Annotated in this window: 25 protein-coding genes; 17 read left to right on the forward strand and 8 right to left on the reverse strand. The window is 61.6% G+C overall.

Going from position 1 to position 25,926, the window contains the following annotated elements; all coding sequences use genetic code 11:
* Positions 1-59 precede the first annotated feature (59 nt).
* The 9 genes from BKX98_RS00645 (at position 60) to BKX98_RS00685 (ending at position 7,698) form a co-directional block, all read left to right on the forward strand.
* Positions 60-1,526 carry an amino acid ABC transporter substrate-binding protein/permease gene (locus tag BKX98_RS00645; RefSeq protein ID WP_121867156.1) on the forward strand — a complete coding sequence of 489 codons (1,467 nt, stop codon included), beginning with the start codon at positions 60-62 and terminating at the stop codon, positions 1,524-1,526.
* Positions 1,523-2,278: an amino acid ABC transporter ATP-binding protein gene (locus BKX98_RS00650; RefSeq protein WP_038992283.1), complete on the forward strand. Its 756-nt coding sequence runs from the start codon at positions 1,523-1,525 to the stop codon at positions 2,276-2,278. Before BKX98_RS00645 ends, BKX98_RS00650 begins: the two co-directional genes overlap by 4 nt.
* 198 nt (positions 2,279-2,476) lie before the next feature.
* Complete coding sequence (locus tag BKX98_RS00655; RefSeq protein ID WP_073705858.1) at positions 2,477-2,926, forward strand: DoxX family protein; 450 nt, start codon at positions 2,477-2,479, stop codon at positions 2,924-2,926.
* A 141-nt stretch (positions 2,927-3,067) separates the two neighbouring features.
* A complete protein-coding gene (paaA, locus tag BKX98_RS00660; protein WP_038992281.1) occupies positions 3,068-4,054 on the forward strand; it encodes a 1,2-phenylacetyl-CoA epoxidase subunit PaaA in 987 nt (328 codons plus the stop codon).
* Between the two features lies 1 nt (position 4,055).
* Positions 4,056-4,346 (forward strand): 1,2-phenylacetyl-CoA epoxidase subunit PaaB, encoded by a 291-nt coding sequence (gene paaB / locus BKX98_RS00665; protein WP_038992280.1) that lies wholly within the window; start codon positions 4,056-4,058, stop codon positions 4,344-4,346.
* Positions 4,343-5,203, forward strand: coding sequence for a 1,2-phenylacetyl-CoA epoxidase subunit PaaC (gene paaC, locus BKX98_RS00670; RefSeq protein WP_038992279.1), 861 nt, complete (start codon positions 4,343-4,345; stop codon positions 5,201-5,203). The genes paaB and paaC overlap by 4 nt, the downstream gene beginning before the upstream one ends.
* Before the next feature lie 36 nt (positions 5,204-5,239).
* Positions 5,240-5,737: a 1,2-phenylacetyl-CoA epoxidase subunit PaaD gene (gene paaD / locus BKX98_RS00675; protein WP_038992277.1), complete on the forward strand. Its 498-nt coding sequence runs from the start codon at positions 5,240-5,242 to the stop codon at positions 5,735-5,737.
* A complete protein-coding gene (gene paaE / locus BKX98_RS00680; RefSeq protein WP_073705859.1) occupies positions 5,734-6,894 on the forward strand; it encodes a 1,2-phenylacetyl-CoA epoxidase subunit PaaE in 1,161 nt (386 codons plus the stop codon). The genes paaD and paaE overlap by 4 nt, the downstream gene beginning before the upstream one ends.
* An 18-nt stretch (positions 6,895-6,912) precedes the next feature.
* On the forward strand, positions 6,913-7,698 hold the full coding sequence (locus BKX98_RS00685; protein ID WP_066140888.1) for an enoyl-CoA hydratase/isomerase family protein: 786 nt from the start codon (positions 6,913-6,915) through the stop codon (positions 7,696-7,698).
* A gap of 69 nt (positions 7,699-7,767) precedes the next feature.
* Here BKX98_RS00685 and BKX98_RS00690 read toward each other — a convergent pair whose 3' ends face one another.
* Positions 7,768-8,220 (reverse strand): Lrp/AsnC family transcriptional regulator, encoded by a 453-nt coding sequence (locus BKX98_RS00690; protein WP_038992273.1) that lies wholly within the window; start codon positions 8,218-8,220, stop codon positions 7,768-7,770.
* A gap of 225 nt (positions 8,221-8,445) precedes the next feature.
* Between BKX98_RS00690 and pdhA the strand changes: the two genes are divergently transcribed.
* The 4 genes from pdhA (at position 8,446) to BKX98_RS00710 (ending at position 13,386) form a co-directional block, all read left to right on the forward strand.
* On the forward strand, positions 8,446-9,609 hold the full coding sequence (gene pdhA / locus BKX98_RS00695; protein ID WP_073705860.1) for a pyruvate dehydrogenase (acetyl-transferring) E1 component subunit alpha: 1,164 nt from the start codon (positions 8,446-8,448) through the stop codon (positions 9,607-9,609).
* Position 9,610: 1 nt separating this feature from the next.
* Positions 9,611-10,693 (forward strand): alpha-ketoacid dehydrogenase subunit beta, encoded by a 1,083-nt coding sequence (locus BKX98_RS00700; protein WP_073705861.1) that lies wholly within the window; start codon positions 9,611-9,613, stop codon positions 10,691-10,693.
* A complete protein-coding gene (locus BKX98_RS00705; RefSeq protein ID WP_073705862.1) occupies positions 10,694-12,115 on the forward strand; it encodes a dihydrolipoamide acetyltransferase family protein in 1,422 nt (473 codons plus the stop codon). It abuts the gene before it with no gap.
* Positions 12,116-12,291: 176 nt separating this feature from the next.
* Complete coding sequence (locus BKX98_RS00710; RefSeq protein WP_158024632.1) at positions 12,292-13,386, forward strand: hypothetical protein; 1,095 nt, start codon at positions 12,292-12,294, stop codon at positions 13,384-13,386.
* Between the two features lie 37 nt (positions 13,387-13,423).
* On the opposite strand, the gene BKX98_RS00715 is transcribed toward BKX98_RS00710, so the two are convergent.
* Positions 13,424-14,113: a phosphatase PAP2 family protein gene (locus BKX98_RS00715; RefSeq protein WP_066140870.1), complete on the reverse strand. Its 690-nt coding sequence runs from the start codon at positions 14,111-14,113 to the stop codon at positions 13,424-13,426.
* A gap of 254 nt (positions 14,114-14,367) precedes the next feature.
* Here BKX98_RS00715 and BKX98_RS00720 point away from each other — a divergent pair, with 254 nt between their 5' ends.
* The 3 genes from BKX98_RS00720 to menD all read left to right on the forward strand — a co-directional run bounded on the left by BKX98_RS00720 (position 14,368) and on the right by menD (position 19,429).
* Positions 14,368-15,363, forward strand: a complete 996-nt coding sequence (locus BKX98_RS00720) for an o-succinylbenzoate synthase (RefSeq protein ID WP_073705864.1) — start codon at positions 14,368-14,370, stop codon at positions 15,361-15,363.
* Positions 15,364-15,488: 125 nt separating this feature from the next.
* Positions 15,489-17,582 (forward strand): PhoX family phosphatase, encoded by a 2,094-nt coding sequence (locus tag BKX98_RS00725; protein ID WP_073705865.1) that lies wholly within the window; start codon positions 15,489-15,491, stop codon positions 17,580-17,582.
* Between the two features lie 155 nt (positions 17,583-17,737).
* Positions 17,738-19,429, forward strand: a complete 1,692-nt coding sequence (gene menD, locus BKX98_RS00730) for a 2-succinyl-5-enolpyruvyl-6-hydroxy-3-cyclohexene-1-carboxylic-acid synthase (protein ID WP_073705866.1) — start codon at positions 17,738-17,740, stop codon at positions 19,427-19,429.
* Positions 19,430-19,514: 85 nt separating this feature from the next.
* Here the strand turns inward: menD and BKX98_RS00735 are convergent, their stop codons facing one another.
* The 4 genes from BKX98_RS00735 to BKX98_RS00750 all read right to left on the reverse strand — a co-directional run bounded on the left by BKX98_RS00735 (position 19,515) and on the right by BKX98_RS00750 (position 23,495).
* Positions 19,515-20,297 carry an amino acid ABC transporter ATP-binding protein gene (locus BKX98_RS00735; protein ID WP_066140860.1) on the reverse strand — a complete coding sequence of 261 codons (783 nt, stop codon included), beginning with the start codon at positions 20,295-20,297 and terminating at the stop codon, positions 19,515-19,517.
* A gap of 13 nt (positions 20,298-20,310) precedes the next feature.
* Positions 20,311-21,102, reverse strand: a complete 792-nt coding sequence (locus BKX98_RS00740; protein ID WP_073705867.1) for an amino acid ABC transporter permease — start codon at positions 21,100-21,102, stop codon at positions 20,311-20,313.
* A gap of 99 nt (positions 21,103-21,201) precedes the next feature.
* Complete coding sequence (locus BKX98_RS00745) at positions 21,202-21,990, reverse strand: ABC transporter substrate-binding protein (RefSeq protein ID WP_038992261.1); 789 nt, start codon at positions 21,988-21,990, stop codon at positions 21,202-21,204.
* A gap of 167 nt (positions 21,991-22,157) precedes the next feature.
* Entirely contained in the window at positions 22,158-23,495 is a 1,338-nt protein-coding gene (locus tag BKX98_RS00750; protein ID WP_073705868.1) for an isochorismate synthase MenF, read from the reverse strand.
* A gap of 292 nt (positions 23,496-23,787) precedes the next feature.
* Between BKX98_RS00750 and BKX98_RS00755 the strand changes: the two genes are divergently transcribed.
* Positions 23,788-24,885: a polyprenyl synthetase family protein gene (locus BKX98_RS00755; protein WP_066140850.1), complete on the forward strand. Its 1,098-nt coding sequence runs from the start codon at positions 23,788-23,790 to the stop codon at positions 24,883-24,885.
* A 94-nt stretch (positions 24,886-24,979) separates the two neighbouring features.
* On the opposite strand, the gene BKX98_RS00760 is transcribed toward BKX98_RS00755, so the two are convergent.
* Entirely contained in the window at positions 24,980-25,492 is a 513-nt protein-coding gene (locus BKX98_RS00760; RefSeq protein ID WP_073705869.1) for an HIT family protein, read from the reverse strand.
* The gene (locus tag BKX98_RS00765) at positions 25,492-25,926 is read right to left on the reverse strand and encodes a hypothetical protein (protein ID WP_073705870.1); all 435 of its coding nucleotides are present in this window, start codon (positions 25,924-25,926) and stop codon (positions 25,492-25,494) included. Before BKX98_RS00765 ends, BKX98_RS00760 begins: the two co-directional genes overlap by 1 nt.

Below are 25,926 nucleotides of genomic sequence, written 5' to 3' on the forward strand. Positions count from 1 at the left end.
AGAACGTATCATCTGCACCTTGGGCCATTCGCCCTTCAGCACGAGAAAGCGATTCATCAGTGGAAAAGAAAAGAACAGCTGCCCCCGCCGGGCGCCTGGCCAGGTGGATAGCCGCGGCTGCCATCGGTTTGATGGCATTGGTCGTGGGCGCACCGTCGGCCCTGGCCCAAGGCAGTGAAAGCGTCGAGGGCCAAACCTATGTCATCGGCACGGATACGACGTTCGCGCCGTTCGAGTTCCGCCAGAACGGCGAGCTGACCGGTATCGACATGGATTTGCTGCGCGCCATTGCCGAAGACCAGGGATTTGAAGTCGAAATCAGGTCCTTGGGCTTCAACGCCGCGTTGGCAGCCCTCTCCTCCAACCAGGTGGACGGCGTGATCGCCGGCATGTCGATTACCGACGAGCGCAAGGAGATCTACGACTTCTCCGAGCCCTACTTCGAGTCCGGCGTCCAGATGGCTGTCGCTGCGAACAATGACGAGATCACCAGCTATGAGGACTTGAAGGGCAAGACCGTTGTCGCCAAGACCGGCGCCGAGGGCGAGACCTACGCCAAGTCCATTGCCAAGGAATACGGCTTCCAGGTCAAGTCCCTGGATCAGTCGGCCACCATGTACGAATCGGTCAAGGCCGGCTCCGCCGTTGCCGTTTTCGATGACTACCCGGTGCTGGCCTACGGCATCGCCCAGGGCAATGGCCTGAAGACCGTCACCGACAAGGTTCCTGGCGGTTCCTACGGCTTCGCTGTGAACAAGGGCGAGAACACCGCGCTGCTGGCGGCCTTCAATGACGGGCTGGCCGAGCTGAAGGCCAGCGGAGAGTACCAGCAGATCCTGGACTCCTACCTTGCCGATCCGACCGCGGCGCAACCGAGCAACTTCTTCGATCTGCTGGTCAAGTCCATGCCGGCGCTGATGACCGGTTTGTGGCACACCCTGCTGGTGACAGCGATTTCCTTCGCCATCGCGATGGCGTTGGGCCTGATCTTCGGATTCATGAAGATCTCCGGGAACATCGTGCTGCGCGGCATCGCCACGACCTTCGTGAACATCTTCCGCGGCACCCCGCTGCTGCTCTGGGCATTCATGTTCTACTTCGGCCTTCCGCAGGTGACCGGCTGGGAGATCAGCGTCTGGACTGCTGGTGTGCTGACGCTGTCCCTGAACGCCGGCGCCTATGTCGCCGAAATTGTTCGCGGCGGTATCCAATCGGTGGATCCAGGCCAGCTCGAAGCGTCCCGTTCGCTGGGCCTGGGCTACGGGAAGTCGATGCAGAAGGTCGTGATCCCGCAGGCCTTCAAGATGATGACCCCGTCGCTGATCAACCAGCTGATCATCAGCCTGAAGGACTCCTCGCTGCTGCTGGCTATCGGCTTCACAGAGCTGCTCTACCAGGGCCAGCAGATCTACGCGGCGAACTTCCGTGTCACTGAAACCCTGCTGATCGTCGGCATCATCTACTTCATCGCCATCATGGCGCTGACCAAGTTGGCAAATTATGCCGATCGGAGGTTCAACAAGTGAGCACCTCAACCGTGCAAAGCGACAACGTGAAGATCCAGGTCAAGGACCTGCACAAGTCCTTCGGGTCCAACAATGTGCTCAAGGGCATCGACATGGACGTGCGCGAAGGCGAAGTGGTGTGCGTGATCGGACCGTCGGGGTCCGGCAAGTCCACCTTGCTGCGTTGCCTGAACAAGCTCGAGGACATCACCTCAGGCAAGGTCGTCGTGGACGGCTTCGATGTCACCGATCCGAAGGTGGATATCAACGAGGTGCGCCGCCATGTGGGCATGGTGTTCCAGCACTTCAACCTGTTCCCTCATATGAGCGTCGCAGAGAACATCATGCTGGCGCCGGTCGAGCTCAAGAAGATGGGCAAGGCCGAAGCGCGGGAGCGTGCCCTGGAGCTCTTGGAACGCGTTGGCCTGCGCGAGAAGGCCAACGCCCGTCCGGCCTCGCTTTCCGGCGGCCAGAAGCAGCGTGTGGCGATCGCCCGCGCGCTGGCTATGGCTCCGGGCATCATGCTCTTCGACGAGGCGACCAGCGCTCTCGATCCCGAGATGGTCGGCGAAGTGCTGCAGGTCATCAAGGAGCTCGCCGATACCGGAATGACCATGGTCCTGGTGACGCACGAGATGGGCTTCGCACGTGAAGTAGCCGACCGGGTGGTCTTCATGGCTGACGGAGTTGTCTGCGAGCAGGGCGAGCCTGAACAGTTGTTCGGCAATCCGCAGCAGGCGCGCACCCAGGACTTCTTGTCCAAGGTCCTCTAGGCAGCAGCCGCACAGCCGGCCGGAAACCGTGCTGTCCGCAACTAGTTGAATCTGGTTGCGGGCAGCACGGTTTTTTCGTGACAAAGCTTACGCGGCAAATCCCTTCATATTATTGAAGTTTCAACTAATTTTCCAATAGGGTTGGGGCAATAAATGAATGGGACTTGTCCCTGCATCTCAATCCTTAGGAGTTCACTAATGTCCGCTCTGGAAAATAGCGCAGGCCTGCAGACCGCTGCCCGCACCCTGCTTCGCTTTGCTTTCGGTTTCCTCTTCCTGGCCCACGGCTGGCAGAAGTACTTCCAGTTCACCATCGAGGGGACTACCGCTGCCTTTGGGCAGATGGGTGTTCCTGCCGCCAACCTGCTTGCCCCGCTGGCTGCAACCTTGGAGATCGCTGGTGGTGCCGCGATTATCCTCGGTCTGCTGACTCGCGTGTTCGCAGGCCTGTTGGGGGTGCAGATGATCGTCGCGCTGTTCATGGTTCACGCTGCAGGTGGAGTCTTCGTGGAAAATGGCGGCTTCGAGCTCGTCTTGGCACTGGCTGCCGGCGCACTGGCGCTGCTTCTGGTGGGCCCTGGCCGGATCTCGCTTGATGCGCTGATCTTCAAGGGCAAGAAGGCGGACAAGGTGCTCGTCAACGCCTAAGCCCCAGCTTTCGCAAACCCCGGGAAATCTTTCCCGGGGTTTTGTTGCGCCTGGAGGCGGGTTCATGTTGACGTGATCGAGCGCACTCTGACATACTGAACGAACGGTCAGTATGTAATTTGTTTTCGATGAGGTGAACCCATGGCCCCGACCACACCGCAGGAGCCGGGACTGAGTGCCGTCCCGAGCTACGAAGAAGAGCAGTCCCAAGCGCGTTTCGACGCCTTGATCGATCAGGACTCCCGCGTCGAGCCACGCGACTGGATGCCTGAGAAGTACCGCAAGACCCTCAGCCGCCAGATCTCGCAGCACGCGCACTCCGAAATCATCGGCATGCAGCCTGAAGCGAACTGGATTACCCGCGCTCCATCGCTGAAGCGCAAGTCCATTCTGATGGCCAAGGTGCAGGACGAAGCCGGTCACGGCCTCTACCTCTATTCGGCCGCCGAGACCTTGGGCACCACCCGCGACGAGTACAACGAGCAGCTGCTCTCCGGCAAGGCCAAGTACTCCTCGATCTTCAACTACCCCGCACGCACATGGGCGGACATGGGTGCTATCGGCTGGCTGGTCGATGGGGCGGCCATCGCCAACCAGGTTCCGCTGTGCCGTGCTTCCTACGGCCCCTACGGCCGTGCCATGGTCCGCGTGTGCAAGGAAGAATCCTTCCACCAGCGCCAGGGCTTCGAGATCCTGCTCTCGCTCTCGCGCGGCACCGAAGCGCAGAAGAAGATGGCCCAGGATGCCATCAACCGCTTCTACGAGCCAGCCCTGATGATGTTCGGCCCGCCAGATGAGCAGTCGCCGAACTCCCAGCAGTCCATGGCTTGGAAGATCAAGCGCTTCTCCAACGACGAACTGCGCCAGCGTTTCGTCGGCATGATCGCCGAACAGGTCAAGGTTCTCGGCCTGACCCTGCCGGACCCGGAGCTGCACTTCGATGAAGAAAAGAAGCAGTGGATCCACAAGGATCTGAACTGGGACGAATTCATGGCAGTGATCAAGGGCAACGGCCCAGTGAACGCGCAGCGCATGGAACGCCGACGCGAAGCGCACCGCGAGGGCGCCTGGGTCCGTGAAGCCGCCGCAGCATACGCAGCAAAACAAGCACAAAGTGAGGTTGCCTAGCATGAGCCAACAGAGCAATTGGCCCCTGTGGGAAGTATTTGTCCGTTCATCTCGTGGACTCTCGCACGTCCACGCCGGATCCCTGCATGCGCCGGATGCCCAGATGGCCGTGCGCAACGCCCGTGATCTGTACACCCGTCGCAACGAAGGCGTGTCCCTGTGGGTTGTGAAGTCCACCGACATCATCAGCTCCGACCCTGATGAGAAGGACGCCTTCTTCGAATCCCCGCAGGGCAAGGACTACCGCCACGCGACCTATTACAAGGCCAGCGAGGGAGTGAAGCACCTGTGAAGCACGAAGAACTCGACGAAGCCCTCGACAGCTTCGGTGATGCGCTGGCTTCGGCCACCCGCGTCACCCCGGGCAACGCCTTGCGCCCGGAAGACATCGCTGTGGACGGCGTCAAGCCGAGCGAAGAAGTCGCGCAGTACGCACTGACCCTGGGCGATGACGCCCTGATCCTGGCGCAGCGCATGTCGCACTGGATTTCCCGCGCTCCCGAGCTGGAAGAAGACGTTGCCCTGGGCAACATTGCACTGGACGTCCTGGGCCACGCCCGCTCCTTCCTTACCTACGCCGGGCTGGCGTGGGACAAGACCGAGGACGATCTGGCCTACTGGCGCGAGGAAGAGGAATTCACCTCGCTGTGGATCGTCGAGCAGCCCAACGGCCACTTCGGCGTCACCATCATCCGCCAGCTGATCGTCTCGATCTTCCAGAACCTGCTGTACAAGCAGCTGACCGAATCCAAGGATGAAACCCTGGCCGCCATCTCGGCCAAGGCAGTCAAGGAAGTCGACTACCACCGCGACCACGCCATCCAGTGGACCATCCGCCTGGGCCAGGGCACCGAGGAATCGGCCGCCAAGATGCGCCACGCCCTGGAAATCCTGTGGCCGTACGTCGACGAGATGTTCCGCGATGAAGAAGTTCACCAGAACCTTGAGGGCATCGCCGTGCTGCCTTCCACCCTGCGCTCCGCGTGGGAAGAAGAAATCACCGCGGTACTGGACGCAGCCGGCTTGGAGATCCCTTCCACCGGTCAGGCCATGGCCTACGGCCGCCGTGGCGAGCACTCCGAACACCTGGGCTACCTGTTGGCGGAGATGCAAGTTCTCGCCCGCAAGCACCCCGGTGCCAGCTGGTAATTACGCAACTTTTGCCCGAATAAGGGGGAAGCAGTCTTGAGCAAAACGATCGCTGACGCCAAGGATCTGTTCGCTATCGCGTCCAAAGTGACCGACCCGGAAATCCCGGTGCTGTCCATTGCAGACCTGGGAATCCTTCGTGAAGTGAATATGGCCGAGGACGGAACCGTGCAGGTGGTCATCACCCCAACCTATTCAGGTTGCCCGGCGATGGATGCCATCAATGAAGACCTGTACGCCGTTTTCGGCGATGCCGGATATGAAAAGGTTGATGTCAAGCTGGTGCTGACCCCAGCGTGGTCAACCGATTGGATGACCGAGGAGGGGAAGAGCAAGCTCGAAGAGTACGGGATCGCTCCACCCACCGGCAAGGGCCACGCAGGCCGCGTCACCCTCGGCATGAGCGTGAAGTGCCCGCGGTGCCACTCGCTGAACACGCGTGAGCTGGCCCGGTTCGCCTCGACTTCCTGCAAGGCGCTCTACACCTGCAAAGACTGCTTGGAACCCTTCGACTACTTCAAGGTGCTCTCATGACCGAACAAACCACACCCACCCGACGCCGGGCGTCCTTCCATCGGCTCACTGTCTCGAACGTGCGCCGGCTGACCAAGGACTCAATCGAAGTCACTTTCGCCATTCCTGCGGAACTGAGCGATGAATACGACTACGTTGCAGGCCAGTACGTGGCGTTGCGCAAGGAAATTCCCAACGCCGAGGGCGAACTCGTCGAGCTGCGCCGCTCCTACTCCATTTGCGCCGCTCCAACCGGGGATGAGATCAAGGTAGCGATCAAGCGCGACCTCGGAGGCCTGTTCTCCACCTGGGCCAACGAATCCCTGGCTGCGGGCGACCAGATCGACGTGATGAGCCCCGCTGGTGCTTTCATTTCCAAGCACAAGCTCACGGAGATCAACGATCCATCGACCATCGACACCAAAGCCCAGGACCGCTTCGTGGCCGTGGCCGCCGGCTCCGGCATCACACCGGTGCTGGCCATCGCCCGCACGATCCTGGAAGCCAATGACCACACCCGCTTCGACCTGATCTACGCGAACAAGGCAGCCATGGACGTCATGTTCCTTGAGGAATTGGCTGACCTGAAGGACCGCTATCCATCGCGTCTGGCGCTGCACCACGTACTCAGCCGCGAACAGCGCATCTCGCCGCTGCTCTCCGGCCGCATCGACGCAGAGAAGCTCACCACGTTGCTGACCAACGTGGTCCAGGCGCCGAACGTGGACGAATGGTTCCTCTGCGGCCCCTTCGAGCTCGTCCAGCTGGTCCGCGACCAGCTAACCAGCCTGGATGTTCCCGCGGAAAAGGTCCGCTTCGAGCTGTTCACCACCGGTGAGCCGACCAAGCCGCAAGGGCATATCGGCCGCCCGGTCGAGGTGGACGAGAACGAGGAAAGCTATGAGATCAGCTTCAACCTCGATGGCCTTAAGGGCGAAGTCAAGTCACCGGTGCGCGCCAACGAAACCGTGCTGAACGCCGCACTGCGCGTCCGCCCGGACGTTCCGTTCGCCTGCGCCGGCGGCGTGTGCGGCACCTGCCGTGCCAAGGTCACCTGCGGCACGGTCACCATGGCCGAGAACTACGCGCTGGAACCCGAGGAAGTCGAGGCTGGCTACGTGCTGACCTGCCAGTCGCACCCGACCAGCGAGAAGCTGAGCGTCGACTTCGACGCCTAGAAAGGCCAGGACGAATCCATGATCGAACTGACGATTGCCGATTCAATCGCACGCGTGGTGCTCAACGCGCCGCAGAAGATGAATTCCCTGGACGAGGTGGCACTGGCCGAATTATCCGAGGCCTATGACAAGGCCGCGGCGGCCGTGGACACCGGAGAGGTCCGCGCCCTGGTGCTTTCCGGCGAAGGCCGCGGTTTCTGCGCCGGACGCGATATCTCAGGAGTCAACCCGGCAGATGACGACGTCATCGGCTACCTCGACGGTAAGGTGCAGCCGCTGCTGGAGAAGATGTCCAGCTTCCCGGCTCCCACCTTCGCCCTCGTGCAGGGCGCTTGCCTGGGTGTCGGCCTCGGCCTGGCTGTGGCCACCGACGTGGTGTACGTTGCGGAGAACGCCAAGATCGGCTCGCCGTTCGCTAACTTGGGCGCGACCTTGGACTCCGGGGGACACTGGCTGTTCACCGAGCGGCTCGGGGCTCACCGCACCTTGGACATGATCTACACCGCCGAGCTGATTTCCGGTGCCGAAGCTGTGCGTTCGGGCCTGTTCTCCCGCGCCTTCCCGGCGGAGGAATTGGCCGAACGCGGCGAGGAGATCGTCGCCAAGGTGGCCCAGGGGGCCACCCAGGCCTTCGTCGCGTCCAAGCAGCTGGTTGCGGAAATCCGCGACCAGCGGGTAGGCCTGTGGAACTCGATGCGCACCGAAAACCGGGCGCAGGCAGCCTTGTGCGACACCGCTGATTACGCCGAAGGATTCAAGTCTTTCCAGGAGAAGCGCAAGCCGGTGTTCACTGGCAAGAAGTAGTTTCCCAGCAAACACGAGAAGAGCACCTGGTGGCATCCAGGTGCTCTTCTCGTGCGTTAAACGAGCCGGCTATCGGGTGTCGGTGTCTTCGAAAATCAGCAGGGTCTGCGTATCCAGAACCGTTGGCAATGACTGCAATTGCTCAAAGACCACACGGCGCAGGTCCAGATTGTCTTTGGCGCGCACCAGCAGGATCACGTCGAAATTGCCGCCGACCAAGCCCACATGGTGCACCTCGGGAATCGATGCCAGATGGTCACGCAACTCGCGCCAGGAATGCTGGCGGAGTTTCAATGTCACGTAGGCGCTGGCCTTGAGTCCCGCCTTGACCGGATCAATCACCGCCGTATACCGGGTAATCACCCCGGAATCCTGGAGCTTTGCGATACGCGAGTAGGCGTGGGCCCGCGATACGTGCACCTTTTGCGCCACGGTGGTGACCGACTGGCGTCCGTCGCTGGTCAGCTCCGCGAGGATCGCATGATCGACATCATCGAGTTTTAGCTCCGCTTCCGCGGCCATTGATTCTCCTTGTTGACGTGCCGGACGTCTCTATTCCAAACACAATCTATTGACACTTTTCGTCTACGAGTATACGGATACTATTCGCAACTTTCCACGATTCCCCGCCGGACTGGATACAGAATGCCACTCATACCCATAATTGATTGCAAATGATGTTTAGGTGAAGTGAGTCACAAGCTGTTGTGCTCATGGACCAGCCAGAACCACGAAAGGTGGGAGAACATGAGCACTGAAGCGCATGCGGATCGCATCTCTGAGGTCAGCAAGAAATTCGGGATTACCCCTGAAGACTACATGCTGCCAGCACGCCACATGATCAACCTGTTGAACCCGGACGGAACCCTGCGCCCAGAGGATCAGCAAGGCACTGAACCGGGCCACGAGTACCCGCTGCCGAGCCCGGCCCGGCTGCTCGAAGCCTACGCTGCCCTGGTCACCGGCCGACGCGTCAACGACCAGAACTCCGCGCTGGTCCGCCAGGGCCGCATGGCGGTCTATCCCTCCAGCCATGGACAGGAAGCCTGCCAGATCGCGGCAGCATTGTGCCTGGGCGAGAACGACTGGCTCTTCCCGACCTACCGCGACACCGTAGCGGTGCTGACCAAAGGCGTTGCACCGATGGAAGTCATGACCAGTTTCCGCGGCGAATGGCACTGCGGTTATGACCCGAAGGCCTATAACTGCGCACCGATGTCCACTCCGCTCACCACCCAGCTGCTGCACGCAGTGGGTGTTGCACACGCTGCCAAGCTGCGCGGCGAAGACACCGTTGTCGTGGCGATGTGCGGCGATGGCGCCACGAGCGAGGGCGACTTCCACGAAGCGCTGAATTTCGCAGCGGTCTTCAACCTGCCGGTGATCTTCTTCGTGCAGAACAACAAGTACGCCATCTCGGTTCCGCTCTCGCAGCAGAGCGCAGCCCCATCCTTGGCTCACAAGGCTGTCGGCTACGGCATGGCCGGCGAGCGCGTGGATGGCAACGACCTGATGGCCTTGATGGCCATCATGACCCGCGCGGTGCGCATGGCCCGCGAGGGCAACGGCCCGCTGCTGATCGAGGCCCACACCTACCGCATGCAGGCGCACACCAATGCCGATGACGACAAGCGCTACCGCGAGGACTCCGAAGTCCAGGAATGGATCGCCAAGGATCCGGTGACCCGGATGAAGGCATACCTGGATGATGCAGGTCTGTTGACCGATGAGACCGCCGCCAAGATCACTGCGGATGCCGAAGCCGTTGCCAAGACCCTGCGCGATGGCATGAACCAGGAAGCCAACACCGATCCACGCGAGCTGTTCGAGCATGTGTACTCGGCCAAGAGCCCGCAGCTTGCGGAACAGCAAGCCATTCTTGTCGACGAACTAGACCGTGAGGAAGCCTAGGATGACTGCCACTACTTCGCGCGTGAACCCGAACGTCAGCGCTGCCACCGCACGAGCCGCAGCAAAGGCTGCCAACGAGAACCAGCCGGTGACGTTCGGCAAGGCGCTGAATACCGCCTTGGCCGATGCGCTGGTTGCCGATGACTCGGTAGTGATCTTCGGAGAGGATGTGGGAACCCTCGGCGGTGTCTTCCGCATCACCGATGGCCTGACCGCACGCTTCGGCTCCGAGCGCTGCTTCGACACCCCGCTGGCCGAATCCGGCATCGTCGGCATGGCCGTCGGCATGGCCATCAACGGCATGCGACCGGTCATCGAGATGCAGTTCGATGCGTTCGCCTACCCGGCCTTCGAGCAGATCGCTTCGCATGTTGCCAAGATGCGCAACCGCACCCAGGGCAAGCTGAACCTGCCAATGGTGATCCGCATTCCTTACGCCGGCGGCGTCGGCGGCGTGGAGCACCACTGCGATTCCTCGGAAGCCTACTACGCGCACACCCCGGGCCTGAAGGTCTTCACCCCCTCGTGCGTCGAGGACGCCTACCTGATGCTGCGCGAAGCCATCGATTCGGATGATCCGGTGGTCTTCTTCGAGCCGAAGAAGCTGTACTGGTCCAAGGAGCAGGTTGACCTTGGGCAACTGGCCGAACAGTACGAGGCAAAGAAGAGCGCCACGACCGAGGGGCAGGCACGCATCGCCCGCCCGGGCAGCGATGCCACGCTCATCACCTATGGTCCAAGCGTTTCCACCGCAATGGAAGCCGCCAAGCTGGCAGCCGAGGAAGGCATCAGCCTGGAAGTAGTGGACATCCGCAGCATTGTGCCATTCGATGACGAGACCGTCTGCGCATCGGTCCGCAAGACCGGTCGGGCCATCGTGGTCGCCGAAGCCCAGGGCTTCGCCTCGGTAGCCAGCGAAATCGTAGCCCGGGTGCAGGAACGCTGCTTCCACTCGTTGGCGGCTCCGGTGCTCCGCGTGACTGGATTCGATATTCCTTATCCGGCACCAACGCTGGAGAAGTTCCATCTGCCAAGCGCCGAACGAATTCTCGACGCAGTTGACCAGCTTCAGTGGGAGGCGTAAATGAGTATCAAGACTTTCCTCTTGCCAGACCTTGGCGAAGGGCTGACCGAAGCCGAGCTGGTGCGTTGGATGGTTGCCGCCGGTGACGTCGTTGCGGTCGACCAGCCCATTGCAGAGGTGGAAACCGCGAAGTCGCTGGTGGAAATCCCTTGCCCATTCGAAGGTGTCGTCTCCACCTTGCATGGGGATGCCGGCCAGATGATGCTGGTGGACGAGCCTTTCATTTCGGTGAACACCGGCGGTGAAGACGCTGCGGCCCCTGCCGGCGAAGAAGCCGAACGTGCCCAGTCCTACCGCGAGGAAGAGCGCGCCGGCACCCAGGTTCCTGCCGAGGATGATGCAGAATCCGATGAAGGCAGCGGAAATGTGCTCATTGGCTACGGCACCTCCTCTGCCCAGCGCAAGACCAGCCGCCGGCGCAAGCCGCGCTCAGGGGTCGCGTCGGCCGCGGTCCAGGCACCAGCTGAAGCGGTGCGCGTGATCAACCCGCTGGTACGCAAGCTGGCTCGTGACAACGCATTGGACATCACCACGGTTAAGGGCACCGGTCCAGAAGGGCTGATTCTGCGCACAGACGTGGAAGCCGCCTTGTCAGCCGATGCGGTGCAGCCTGAACCGGCAACACCTGCAGCGCCGATGCCAACTCCCGCAGCCTCAGCTTCGGCCTCGGTTGCGGTGCCGGTGGCCCAAACTGGGGAAGCTGATGCGAAGACCGGCCTGCCTGTAGCTTCCTCACAGGTGCTTTCGGGCGTGCGCAAGACCATCGCCAACGCGATGAGCACGTCGCGCCGGGAGATCCCCGAAGCGACCGTGTGGGTGGATGTCGACGTCACCAAGCTGCTGAAGCTGCGTTCGAAGATCAAGGAGGCAGACGGCCAGGCCCCGAGCGTCATGGCGCTGGTCGCCCGCTTCGCTGTGGCCGGATTGCAGCGTTTCCCGGAACTGAACAGCCGCATCGACGTTGAGGCTGATGGTGGATTGCGCCATACCCTCTTCGAGGGCGTGAACCTTGGCTTCGCCGCCCAGACCGACCGCGGCCTGGTTGTGCCCAATGTGCGCGATGCCCACAAGCTGAATGCCAAGGAACTGTCGGCCGAGTTCGCTCGGCTGGCTTCGGTGGCGCGCGAGGGCAAAGCGGGCGTTGCCGACCTGTCCGGCAGCACCTTCACCATCAACAACTATGGCGTGTTCAATGTTGACGGCTCCGCGGCCATCATCAACTACCCGGAAGCTGCCATCCTGGGGCTTGGGCGCATCGTCGAGAAGCCATGGGTGGTCAATGGCAAGATCAAGGTCCGCTCCATCTGCGAGATGACACTGAGCTTCGACCACCGGGTTTGCGATGGCGGAACTGCGGCCGGCTTCATGCGCTATGTCGCTGACGCGATGACAGATCCAAAGGCCGCGCTGGCGTCGCTCTAGCGTCCACAGTGCCCAGTTCTCGCTCTTTCGAGTGACCATGGTGCCCGTCGAACCTCGCGAGGAACGGCGGGCATCATTCTTTTTGCTGGCATTCTGTCAATGCTCGACGATTTATTCCCATGTCAAATACTAGTTGGTAGAGTTAGATCGTTAATCATTTCTGTGCTGGAAATAAGTTGTGCCCGTCTGCTTGCTTGGAAAGTGGGCCAACCGGCACAAAGCAGCGAGAGCAGGGGATTGGGATGGCAATCGCAGGGACCGGAATCAGGAATCGGCCGCTGACCTGCCTGCTGCTTCTTCTCCCAGCAGCTCTTTCGGGTGCCACCTATGCGCTGCTTGCTGGCGACCTGCCGGAAATGACCGCCACGCACTGGAGCTCTACCTACCCGGACGGGTTCACCCGAACCGCCGTCTTTGTCCCGGTCTGCATCGGGCTGACCATCGTTGGTGCCATCACCGGGATGTTGTCCTTGAAGCTGCGCAACAAACCGGCTTTGCTCATGATGCTGCTCTTCGCCGGTGGCCTGCTCGCGTGGAGTGCAGCTGGCGTTTTCGTCAGCTCGGCGGTATCGACAGCGCTCGCCGAAACACCTGAAACGGCAGTGCTGGGCGGCATGATGGTTTTGCTTTTTGCCTGCGCGTTGCTGGGCATAGCGCCGCTGTGGGCCAGCGGCATCTACCAGCAGTACACACGGCAATTCAACGAGGACCGCCAGCAACGAATCGATGCAGCCCAAAGCGTACAGCGGACTGACGCGACGGAGGCATTCGCCGAGCCACAGCCAGATTCCAGGCAAGCGGAGTTCAAGCAAACTATGGCCGCACCATGGTGGATGTGGATGCTATGCCTCGTGCTGTTCGCAACACTGATCGTTGCTGTAGTGCTGCCCTTTCTGGCCGGTGGAAGCCACGACGGCAGCTTGGCGAGCGTCATCCTTCCCGTGGCCCTGTCAGCCGCAGTCTGCGTGCTGATGCTAGGCGTGATCTGGATCCGCGTATCCATCATCGGCGATCGTTTCCGGGTATCTTCCGCGCTCTTGGGGATCCCAATGCGAACTATCAAGATCACTGACATTGAATCTGTGACCAGTGAAAAGATCAATCCCATGATGTGGGGAGGCTGGGGCTGGCGGATCATTCCAGGCGGTTCGGCCATCGTGATGAGAGAACACGACGGCCTCGTTTTCGACCTCAAGAACAAGAAGCGATTCGCCGTGACCATTCCGGACTCAAGGCAGGCTGCGAACGTTCTCAATGCCCGCATGGGCTAGGCGGAACAGCAGCATGCTTGATTCCTGTGCCGGTGCCCTATTTCTTCAAGGTGCGCATGGGGCCGATGACCACCGAGCGCAGCACTAAGCCGGATACCAGCGACGCGGCCACGACATGGATAATCCCCAAGGCAGCGTAGGCCAATTGCAGGAACTCCGGAATTTTCTGGATGTGCGGGTGCGGCAGGACGAAGGACAATCCGATGACCGCAGCCCAGAGAACCAAGCTGCCGGCCCCGACGTTCCTCGACCAGGATCCCTTGGGAACTTCGTGGCTCAGCGGCTGGATGCGCTGGAGCACTGCCGAAGCCAGAACCAGCCAGAATCCTGCCACCACGAATCCAGCGGCAATGTCGCTTGGGCGGTGCCAGCCGCAGATCAGGGTGGCCAGTCCCGTCACCGTGGCGAATAACCAGGCAATCGGTTGCACCACTGGACGCAGTTTCGGTGGCGACACCAGATACATCAGTCCCATGGCGGCAGCGGCGGCGGTGGTATGCCCCGAGGGGAAGGAATTTCCTGTAGTGCCGAAATTGAAATCCGGGCGGGTCAAGACCTCGTGCTTCAGAAGCTGCGTGGTGCCGGCTGCGGCTGCGGCCGCGAGGATCGCTACGATGGCCCGAAGGAAATGGCGGTCGCGAATCACCCGATACAGCAGGAATACTGCAGCAATCGCGCCACAAATTGCTGGCAAGAGATCCAGGAATTCGCGGACCGGATTGAGCAAGTCGGTCCGGGGCCACCATTGCGACCACGCGATGAATCCTGCCTGATCCGCCCATTGCCCACTGCGTTGCTGAACGAAAAATATGTACTCAAGACAGAAAAGCGCAACCAGCAGCAGCAAGGCCCACCACCACCTGATATGGTGCGGGCGCGTGGAGGCTGAATGGCGGGGCATATCTCTAGGGTGTCATATCCGGCAGGCGGAACGGCACCGTTCAGGCATGTAACCATGCCCACGCTCGCTAGGCTTGGACTATGAGCTTTGAACTACCGCCCCTTGAAGAATTGCTGGCGCATTCCCATGTTGTCCGCCTTCCGATGCGCGTGAAATTCCGTGGCGTCACCCAGCGCGAGGCCCTCCTGATCGAAGGGCCGGAAGGCTGGGGCGAATTCTCTGCCTTCACCGAGTACGGAGCTGCGGAAGCCGCACGATGGCTGGCCGCCGGAATCGAGGCCGCCTACCAGCCGTTCCCCGAACCGCTGCGCACCAGCATCCCGGTCAACGCCACCCTGCCAGCGGTTGCGGCGAAGGATGTAGGGGCGGTTCTTGAACGCTACGACGCGCCGCACACCATCAAGATCAAGGTGGCAGAACAGGGCCAAGGCCTCGACGAAGACCTGGCCCGCGTGGCTGAAACCCGGCGGCTCTACCCGCAGGCAGCGCTGCGCGTGGACGCCAATATGGGGTGGGATATCACCCAGGCGGTTCCCGCACTGAAAGCACTGAGCGAGTACGACCTGCAATACGCAGAGCAACCGGTGCCTGGCATTACCGGTCTGGCGGAAGTCCGCGAGCAACTGCGCAACGCCGGAAACCCGTTGAAGATCGCCGCAGATGAAGCGGTACGCAAGCACACCGACCCCCTGGAAGTCTCGCGGTTGGGCGCGGCGGATCTGATGGTCATCAAGGCCCAGCCGCTGGGCGGCATCAGCGCTGTGCTGGACATTGCCAAGCACGCGGAACTGGATGTCGTCGTCTCCAGCGCACTGGATACCTCGGTAGGCCTGGCCCAAGCGGCGGCATTGGCCAGCGCACTGCCAGCATTGCCCTATGCCTGCGGCCTGTCTACCGGCACTTTATTATCCGAAGACGTTTGTGCCGAGCCGTTGCTGGCTACCGCCGGATATTTGCCGGTGCGCCGCATTGAGCCGGATCACCAGAAACTGGAGAGCCTGCGTCCAGAAGAGGCGCGCGTAGGCTGGTGGCGGCAGCGGCTGGAATCCTGCTATGCGGAACTGGCTAGGGCATAGCACTACTCAGGAATCTGTTTCCCTGCCGTTCACCTTTGCGTTGCATTTAGAACACTTCCAAGTGAAAACCTCAGTTCGAGTCATTCCCCTGACGATGAGCCACATACTGAGGAAGTGAGCGGATCATGAATCCAACCCGTACCCTTTTGCCAATGCTGGGCCACACCCGCGGCGGCCGTTCTGCAGCTACTTGCCACTTCAAGTGCGCTGACGCCTGCACCAAGCCGGATTGCAACACTTCGTCCAATGGCTACTTCAAGGACATCGCCGACAAGTCGATGTCCCGCCGCAGCATGCTGGGCCTGGGCGCCGTCGGCGCCTCGGCACTGGTCATCGGCCCGCAGCTCTTCGGCGCTGCTGACGCGACCGCGGCGCCACTGGTGCCAATGAAGCCAGGCAAGGGCGGGCACCTTTCGTTCGACGCCATTGAGCCGGTGTCACGTTCGGTAGATACCGTTTCAGTTCCTGACGGCTATGACTGGAACGCCATCATCCGCTGGGGCGATCCGCTCTTCAAGAACACCCCGGCATTCGACGCCTCCAAGCAGTCGGCCCGCAAGCAGGCAGAGCAGTTCGGCTACAACTGCGACTACCTGGACATCATCGTCGACAAGTACTCGGGCCGTACCGGCGTACTGGTGGCCAACCACGAATACACCAATGAAGACATGATGTTCGACGCTGCCTGGTTCGAAGCGAACAAGGACGAAGCCCGCAAGATCGCGATGAACGCCCATGGCTTCTCGGTCGTCGAGGTCAAGCGCAAGAAGAACGACAAGAAGTGGAGCTACGTGCAGGGTGGCGAGCGCAACCGCCGCATCACCGCCAGCACCGAATTCCTGGTCGACGGCCCAGCGGCAGGCAGCGACCTGCTCAAGACCGCTGCTGACCCAACCGGAACCAAGGTCCTTGGCACCCTGAACAACTGCGCCGGCGGCACCACCCCGTGGGGCACCGTGCTCTCCGGCGAAGAGAACTTCGACCAGTACTTCCGCGGCAAGGGCACCGCTCAGGAAGCCCGCTACGGCATCGGCACCGGCGCGACCGACCGCGGCTGGGAAGACATCGACCCGCGCTTCGGCCTGCACAACGACGGCTACGAGAACGAGGCCAACCGCTTCGGCTGGGTCGTCGAAATCGATCCGCAGGACCCAACCTCCACCCCGGTCAAGCACACCAACCTGGGCCGCTTCAAGCACGAAGGCGCCAACGTGCGCATTGCCAAGAACGGCAAGGTCGTTGCGTACTCCGGCGACGACTCGCGCTTCGAATACCTGTACAAGTTCGTCTCGAAGAACACCTATTCCAAGCACGATCGCAAGCACAACATGGGCTTGCTTTCCGAAGGCGACCTGTACGTTGCGAAGTTCGAAGGCAACTCGCCAGCAAGCGAAATCGACGGCAGCGGCGCTGTCCCGTCCGATGGCGCCTTCGACGGCATGGGCACCTGGCTGCCGCTGGTGAAGAACGGCGAATCCAAAGTCGATGGCATGAGCATCGACGAGGTGCTGGTCTACACCCGCCAGGCAGCCGACAAGGTCGGGGCCACCAAGCTGGACCGTCCGGAAGATGTCGAGCCGAGCCCGGTCTCCGGCAAGGTCTACGTGGCGCTGACCAACAACACCGACCGCGGCAAGGAAGGCAAGGAAGGCGCCACCGAAGTCAGCCCGCGCGTCCGCAACCGCGACGGCCACGTACTGGAAATCACCGAGGCCGGAAACGACGCCACCGCGGCGAAGTTCACCTGGAACATCCTGCTGGTGGCCGGTGACCCCAATGTGAACGGATCGACCTACTTCTCCGGCTACCCAGCCGACAAGGTCTCGCCAATCTCCTGCCCGGACAACCTGGCCTTCGACTCCAAGGGCAACCTGTGGATCTCCACCGACGGCGCCCCCGGCACCATCGGCTACTCCGATGCACTGCACAAGGTCACCCTGACCGGCAAGGACCGCGGCCGCGTCGAGCAGTTCCTGGCCGTGCCAACCGGCGCAGAGACCTGCGGCCCGCTGATCCATGACAAGGACAACTCGGTTTTCGTTTCCGTGCAGCACCCGGGCGAAGGCGGCAGCTTCGCCAGCCCTACCTCGCTGTTCCCGGATTTCGTGAAGAACGCCGCTGATGCAGGCAAGGGCCAGTTCTACGGTCCACGCCCATCGGTAGTCCAGGTCTTCAAGGAAGACTCGAAGCCGGGCAAGGGCAAGGGCCGCAACAAGTAGACGCAGCCAGCCCGAGCCCCCAGGGCGCCGGCAGGATCCATCAGCGGATCCTGCCGGCGCCCTGGCGCATTCCAAATCGGTTCTCCGGCAGCCCAAGGCATAGACTTGGATAATTGCCTTCAGCTATGGAATCTAAGGAGTCATGCCGCGTGGGAATGCAGCAACCTGACGAGCAACGCGCCATCACCACCGCTCGCCACGTACTCTCCGCAGTGATCCGCGCGGGAATCAGGGATCTGGTGATTTCTCCCGGTTCACGCAGCGCCCCATTGGCCTACGCCGCGGCCGAGGCCGCCGCTGCCGGGATCCTGGATATCCACGTGCGCATCGATGAACGCTCTGCCGCCTTCATGGCCCTGGGCCTGGCCCAAGGCACCGGGCGGCCGGCAGCAGTGGCCGCCACCAGCGGCTCTGCCGTCGGGCAGATGCTGCCGGCGGTGATGGAAGCCAACCATACCGCGACACCGCTGCTGGTTCTTTCTGCTGATCGCCCCGATGAATTGCACGGCACCGGGGCAAGCCAGAGCACCCGCCAGAAAAACCTCTTTGGCGAGCACGTGCGCCTGGCGGCCAATGTCCGTGCCGGTGCTGACCCGCAGCATGAACTCGCACAGGCCTTGGCTGCCTTGGCCGGCAACGAGCAGGATCCGGCCGGACCGGTCCAATTGAACCTGCAGTTCCGGGATCCGCTGACTCCAGCACCCCAAGAGCGCATCGAGGAACAACGCTGGACTGCGATTGAACCCGGGCAATGGCCGGCACCGCGCCAGCCGGATATGTCGACCCTGCCCGTCCAGCAGCTCAAGCCACGCCGGAGCGTGGTCGTCGCCGGGCATGGGTCTGGCGAGGAGGCGCAGCAATTCGCCCAGGACCTGGGGTTGCCATTGTTCGCCGAGCCATCGTCCAACGCACGTTTCTCGGCCAATGCCATAGGCCACTACCGCCCGCTGATCACCGTGGGCCTTGAGCGCATTGAACGCGTGGTGCTCTTCGGCCGCCCGACCCTGAGCCGCCCGGTGGGCAAGCTGCTAGCCGACCCGGCGATCGAATCGGTGATCTGGCAGCCGGTGCCGGTGGCATGGTATGAGCAGGGCCGGCGACGCGAGACCCCGGTCAGCTCGTGGAACGAACTGCAGGAATTCGCCGGCTCTGGTGCACCGGGCTGGCTCGAAGCGTGGCAGCAGCTCGATACCCAAGCCTTGTCGGTGCGCCAGGATCTGGGCCGGGAGTCGGCGGCCAATGGGGCAGATGTCGCCGAGGCCATCTGGGAGCACGCACCGGAAGTGCTCCTGCTCGGCTCTTCGAACATCGTCCGCGATTTCGACTTGGCGGCCCGCCCGGCACCAGCACGAACCATGACCGTGCACGCCAATCGCGGCCTGGCCGGAATCGATGGAACCATCGCCACCGCCCTGGGCCTGGCCCAGGGCAGCAAGCGTCCGACACTGGCGGTGATGGGGGACATCACCTTCGCGCATGACGCCAGCTCGCTGTCCTGGACTCCGGGTGAAGAGCAGCCCGTGGTGGACATCGTGGTCTACAACGACGGGGGAGGAGCAATCTTCTCCACCTTGGAGCACGGTGAAGTTGACCGTTCGGGCCGCTACGCCAATGCGGTGGAACGGCTCTTTGCCACCCCGCAGCGGCTGAGCCTGCCTGCGCTCGCCGAAGCCTATGGGTGGCAGTACGCCAAAGCAGAAACCAAGGAAGAGCTTGGCGCCGTTCTGGCCGCACGGCGCACGGCGAACCTGCGGCTGATTGAAGTGCCGGCCTCGCGCAGCAGCCTGCGCGCCGAGACGCTTGAGCTGAACCAGGCGATCGGGCAGCTGTCCTGGCCAACCCCCTGAAGGCCGCTGCGAGGCAAAAAGGAATCCCCTGCGCTGCCAGTACATTTCACTGGCAACGCAGGGGATTGCTGATGCGCTGTGGTGCTTAGATGTCGACGTGCGTCGGATCGAGCACGCGGCGCAGGAAGTCCTGCGTACGCGGCTGCTGCGGATTGCCGATGACATCCGCTGCCTTGCCTTCTTCCACCACGACCCCGCCGTCCATGAAGAACACCCGGTCTGCAACTTCCTTGGCGAATGCCATCTCGTGGGTGACCACGAGCATGGTCATGCCCGCCTGGGCCAGGTTCTTCATGATGGACAGCACCTCGCCTACGGTTTCCGGGTCCAACGCACTGGTTGGCTCATCGAAAAGCATCAGGGTCGGTTCCATGGACAGCGCGCGTGCGATGGCTACGCGCTGCTGCTGGCCGCCGGAAAGCTGATCGGGGTAGCGGTCGCCGAAGTCGCCCAGCCCTACGCGTTCCAGGTGGCCCAAGGCGATTTTCTCCGCCTCGGCCTTCTTGCGCTTGAGCACCTTGATAGGCGAAACGGTGCAGTTTTCCAGCACCGTCAGGTGCGGGAACAGGTTGAACTGCTGGAAGACCATGCCCACTTGCTGGCGCATCTTGTCCAGGTTCACATCGGGATCGGTGGCGTTGAAGCCGCCGACCATGATGGTGCCGCCATTTGGCTGCTCCAGCAGGTTCACGCAGCGCAGCAGGGTGGACTTTCCCGAGCCGGAAGGACCGATCAGGCAGACCACCTCGCCCGGAGCAACATTCAGGTCAATGCCCTTGAGCACTTCGTTGCTGCCGTAGGCCTTGCGCAGTCCGGTGATTTCCACGCCCGAAGCATGGACTGAAAGCTTATTGGTGTCGCTCGACATTTCCAGGTCCTCTCTATCGCTTGGTCTTTGCGGCGCGGGATTCGAACTTGCGGGCCACCAAGCTCAGCGGGATGGTGATCACCAAGTAGAACAGGCCGGCGACAACCAGCGGGGTGATGCCGGCATCGATTTGCGAGATGCCGTCGCGGCCGAACTTGGTCATTTCGTACTGGGCCATCGAAGCACCGAGGATGAAGGCCAAGGAGGTGTCCTTGGTCAGCAGGATGATTTCGTTGGTCATCGGCGGCAAGACGATCTTGAAGGCCTGCGGGATCACGATGGTGACCATGGCGCGCCATGCTGGCATGCCCAGTGAACGAGCGGCTTCGGTCTGCCCCTTGGGCACTGCCTGCAAGCCTGCACGCAGGGTTTCTGCAATGTATGCTGCCGAGACCAAGCCCAGGGCGCACATGACGTTGACCGGCTGCGGCCACTGTGTTCCAAAGGCCTGCGGCAAGCCGAAGCCGAAGGCCAAGAGCACCAGGATTGCCGGGACGCCGCGGAAGAATTCAATGAATGCGGTGGCGAACCAGCGGTAGGGCGCAAATGACGCCATTTTCATCAGTGCCAGAAGCAGGCCAAGGACCAAGCCGAAGGCGAAGGAAATGATGGTGTAGAAGATGGTGTTCTTCAGGCCCACCAGGATCATGCCTGGGAACATTGGCCCCAGCTTGTCGAAGGAGAAGAAGGCGTAGACTGCCTTGTCCCAGTCGACTGCCAAGACCAATGCGATGATCGCGATGATGAAGATGGCGATCTGGATGGTCTTGCTCATGCGGGCGCGCTGACGGGTGGTCATTGCCATGCTTGATTACCTCTCATGCAGGAAGCGGAGGCAGGGCTGCCAACCTGTGGGCGCAGCCCGATGCCCCCGCTTGCCTTGAAATCAGATGATGCTCGAGAATTACTTCTCGCCGAACCACTTCACGGTCAGTTCTTCCATGGTTCCTGCATCGGTCAAGCGCTTGAGGGTGCCGTTGACCAATTCCAAGGTCTTTGGCTGGTCCTTTGGAACTGCAACGCCCAGCTGCTCGCCGGTCTTGAAGTCGGCAACAACGCTGAAGCCTTCTTTGTCCTTGATGGAGTAGCCGAGTACCGACTGGTTGCCCAGCAGCGCGTCGACCTGGCCAGCCAGCAGTGCCTGGGTCTGCAAGCCGGCATCCTCGAAGCCTACGATGTTGGTCAGGCCCTGTTCCTTGGCGTACTTCTCACCGGTGGTCGCCTGCTGGACGCCGACCTTCTTGTCCTTGGCGGATTCAAGATCCTTGATGCCTGAACCGTCTGCCGAAATCAGCACCAGGTCGTCATCCATGTACGGGGTGGAGAAATCCATCTTGGCCGAACGCTCTTCGGTGATCGAGATGGAGGAGATCGCTATATCGCACTGGGTGTTGAACAGGCCGGATTCGATGGAGTCGAAGCTGGCGTCGATGACGTTCAGATCCAGTTCTGCATCCTTGGCAATCTCAGCTGCGATGTCCATGTCGAATCCGACGTTCTTGCCATCCTTGACGAACTCGAATGGCTCGTAAGGAATATCTGAGCAAATGGTGAGCTTGCCTTCGTTCAGCGGGAATGAACCAGCTTCGGCTTCACCTTCAGAACCGGAGCCGGAACCGCAGGCGGTGAGCGCCAGCAGTGCAACGGAGGTGACAGCAACTGCGGAGGCGAACTTCTTCTTGAGACTACGCATAGGATCAGAACCTACTTTCGGGTAATGCGAGTGGATCATTGCGTAGCCATAATCATAACCACGCCAGCACTAGGCTGAGATTCACCTCACACATGACGCGCCGAGAGTAAGGATTGTTTATGCTCAACCGGGTGCTACCCGGCCGCCTTCCCTTGTGCGGACTGGGCCTACTCGGCGCCCAAGGCTTGGCGCATGGGACGCATCTTGGCCCACGACTCGGCTAATTCATCTTCCGCCACCGAGCCGGGGACAATGCCGCAGCCGGCGTACAGGCGCATCAGCTTTTCGTCTTCCAGGATTCCGCCGCGCAAGGCGATGCCGAATTCGCCATCTCCACGGCTGTCAACCCAGCCGACCGGACCTGCATACGGGCCGCGGTCCATTCCTTCCAGTTCGCGCAAGAGCACGCCGGCCTTCTTGGTCGGGGTGCCGCATACGGCTGCGGTCGGATGGAAGATCTCGGCAACATCCAGTGCGGTAGGCAGGGTGCCGGCGGCATCTGCGCGCAACTGGGCACGGACGTCGCTGGCCAAATGCCACACATTGGGAAGCTGGAGAATGAATGGTTCCTCCGGGGCATTCATGCCGTGCGAAATGGGATTCAAGGACGCGGTGAGCGAATCGATGGCCAGCTGGTGCTCATTGCGCTGCTTCGGATCCTCAAAGAGGTTGCGGTGCGCGAAGTCGGGATCCTCGGCACCAGCGGCAGCGCGGTCCAGGGTTCCGGCCAAGACGCGGGCCTCGGCCAAGCCGCCGGTCACGCGCACCAGCATCTCCGGGGTGGCGCCTACCAAGCCGTCAACAGAATAGGTCCAGCAATTGCCATACTGCTCGGTTAGCGCATCGACGATGCGGGCCAAGTTGATCGGGGTGGAACTATGCGCCAACACGTCACGGGCCAGCACCAGTTTGGAGATTCCGCGTTCCTCGAAATGTCCCAGCGCATGGTCCACGGCTTCAAGGTAGGAACCGGCGGTCAGTTGTCCGCTGGTCAGCTCGATGCTGCCCGTTTCGGCTGCCGGCAAGGATGCATCTGCCATCGCTGATTCGGCGCGTGCCAGGGCCTGCTGGTAGGTCAGTCCGTTAAGTTCCTCGGCGCTGCCGGTAACGGTGATCCATGACTTCTCCTCATCGCGGCCGATAACCAGCTGGGGGATGACCATGCGCGATTCGAAAACGCTGGTGAAGGAAAATGCGAAAGAGCCAAAAGACACCAGGCCGCTGCCCGGGCGGGAGATCGGGTCGATGATCCGAGACTGCTCGATGACCTGTGCGAACCATGCGCGTGCACGCGCAAAGCGCTCTTCACCGTGCGTGTGCAGGCGGGCGGCAGTGCCGAAGCCGACCAAGCCGTGGCCATTGCGGGTCCATACCAGGCTTCGGTGACGCAATGAGTCGGCCAGCAGTGTTTCGGGGGCATCGAGGTATTCGAAGGTGATGCTGGTGAGAACAGGAGCCGACGGCTGATGAGCGCTGGCGCTAAGAACGGGCGAATCTGCAGACATGATAAGGCTAAGCCTACCGCGCAATGCCGGGGAAAAAGGCTTGCGGGTGTCCGTGGTCACCCCTGTGAGATCGGCCGGGTCGGGTGAGAAGTGCAGGGGGAACCCGGTAAACTCTAAATCGACCTCTCAGGTCGCTGGTACCAGACCGGTAGGCCCGGCTCCGGCCATGCCAGCAATGTGCAGTCGAAAGCATCGGCTAGAGTGAAGAGATGTTTGCGTGCATCTTGCAGGCAAGATTGCCTTCGCACACCGCGATGGCCAACCCGATGAAAGATAAGTAAGCCGTAGAACAGTGACTGATTCGAAGAGCAACTGGACCGCAGCCGGACATGACGTGTCCGACTCGATTGAGCTGAATCCTGAAACCGCTGCATTAGCTGCGGCCATCAATCTTCCCTCGGGCTTCGCTTTGCTGGCCGAGGATCCGGACTTCGGTCCGGCTATTTCCATGGGCATGGCAAAGGTGGAGAAGCTGCTGCGCGATGCGCTGGCCAACTCCGACCCCTTGATCGACGCATCCAGCCGCCACCTTGTCGAGGCCGGGGGCAAGCGCGTACGCCCGCTGCTGGTGCTGCTGACCTCCCTGCTCGGCGAGGGCGTCAACGATGAGGTCATCAAGGCGGCGGCTGTCGTGGAACTCACCCACCTGGCCACCCTGTACCACGATGACGTCATGGACTCCGCTCCGATGCGCCGCGGTGCACCGACCGCACATGAAGTGTGGGGAAACTCCGTTGCCATTCTCGCCGGCGACCTGATCTTCGCCCGTGCCTCGGTGTTCGGCTCCGAACTGGGTCCAGAAGCAGTCATGTGGCAATCACGCACCTTCGAACGCCTGTGCCTGGGACAGCTGCATGAATCCATCGGCCCCCGCGAGGGCGATGATGCCATCGAGCACCACATCCAGGTGATCAGCGACAAGACCGCATCGCTGCTTTCGACCTCCGGCGCTTTCGGCGCGCGTTTCGGCGGTGCGCCTGACTACATCGAGGTGCTGCGCGAGTACGGCGAGAAGGTTGGCATTGCCTTCCAGGTCGCCGATGACGTGATTGACCTGGCGTCCAAGGAAGCCGATTCGGGCAAGACTCCGGGCACTGATTTGCGCGAAGGCGTGCCGACCCTGCCGATTCTGCTGCTTCGCCAGGCGGCTGCGGACGGCGACACCCAAGCACAGCAGGCTGTCGAACTGGTCGATGCGGACCTGACCAGCGATGAAGCCCTGGCGGCCGCTGTAGAAGCAGTGACCGCCCATCCGGCAATCCACGAGGCCTGGAAGGCCGCGCGCAAGTGGGCCGATGATGCGATTGCCGTCCTGGCTCCGCTGCCAGAAGGCACCGTGAAGCAGGCGCTGATCTCCTTCGCCGATGCGGTGGTTACCCGCGAAGCCTAGACGGGATTGAACAAGCAAACCCCGGAAGACTGCGAAAGCCTTCCGGGGTTTCCTTGTGCTCGGGGCCTGCTTCTGCCCACATGCATGCTCCTGCCTATCTGATGATATCCTCGCGGGTCAGCGGCTGCGGATGTTTGGGGGAGAAGAGCGCCAGGCGCAGCTGTTCCGCTTTGCTCGCCCGCTCCTGGATTGAAACCCGGTGGCGCAGCTGCCGATAAAGCTCGTCATCGGCGTAGCGCGGGAAAACATGCTGGTGATAATGCCACACGTGCTGATTGCCCGCCGGCTCATTATGCTGCCGGGTACTCGTGCCTTCCGGATCCCAGGCCAGCTTCATCGCCAAGGCGACGCGCTTGGTCTCGCGCATGATGGCGGCACCAGTGGCCTCATCGAGGTCATAGAGCGCCTCCAGATGCGCGGTAGGAATGATCATCACATGACCGCCGTAGTTCCCGAACCCATCACAAGCCATGATCGCTGCCACAAGTTCGGTCTGATAGATCAGATCTGTGGGCGCGCACAAGTTGTCCTGACTGAAGGGCAGGTCGTTGACCAGCTCGCAGAAAGGGCACGCGTAATTGGCTGGTTCATGGGAACGGTGGAGCACTAGTCCTCCAATTCGGCGGCCAGCTCTTCGAAGACCCAGGCGAACATGTCCAGGGTGAATTCGCTGAAGGTGCCTTCCTCGCTGGTCCATTTGCCCTTGGCATTGTTGCGGCGGTAGACGATTGGATCGGGAACATCGAGCTGGGACGCCTTGAAGCCCCAGACGAACTTCTCTTCCTCGTCTTCCAGGAACAAGAGGTAGCCGTCTTCGATTTCCAGTTCTTCCGGATCGAAGAAGTAGTGGTAGGCCTCCATGAAATCTTCATTGTTGCCCAGCGCACGATAGAACTCTTCAAGGACGAAGGGAATCGGCACCTCGGACTGCGCCAGCCCTTCGCGCAATTCTTCGGCGCTCAGGCCATCGGTCTCGTTCCACTGGTCTTCCAAGTACTTGGGAACCAGGGAACAGAACTTCTCTAGAAACATGTCTGCCAT

Source organism: Glutamicibacter sp. 0426 (genome assembly GCF_001906485.1).
GTDB lineage: Bacteria > Actinomycetota > Actinomycetes > Actinomycetales > Micrococcaceae > Glutamicibacter > Glutamicibacter nicotianae.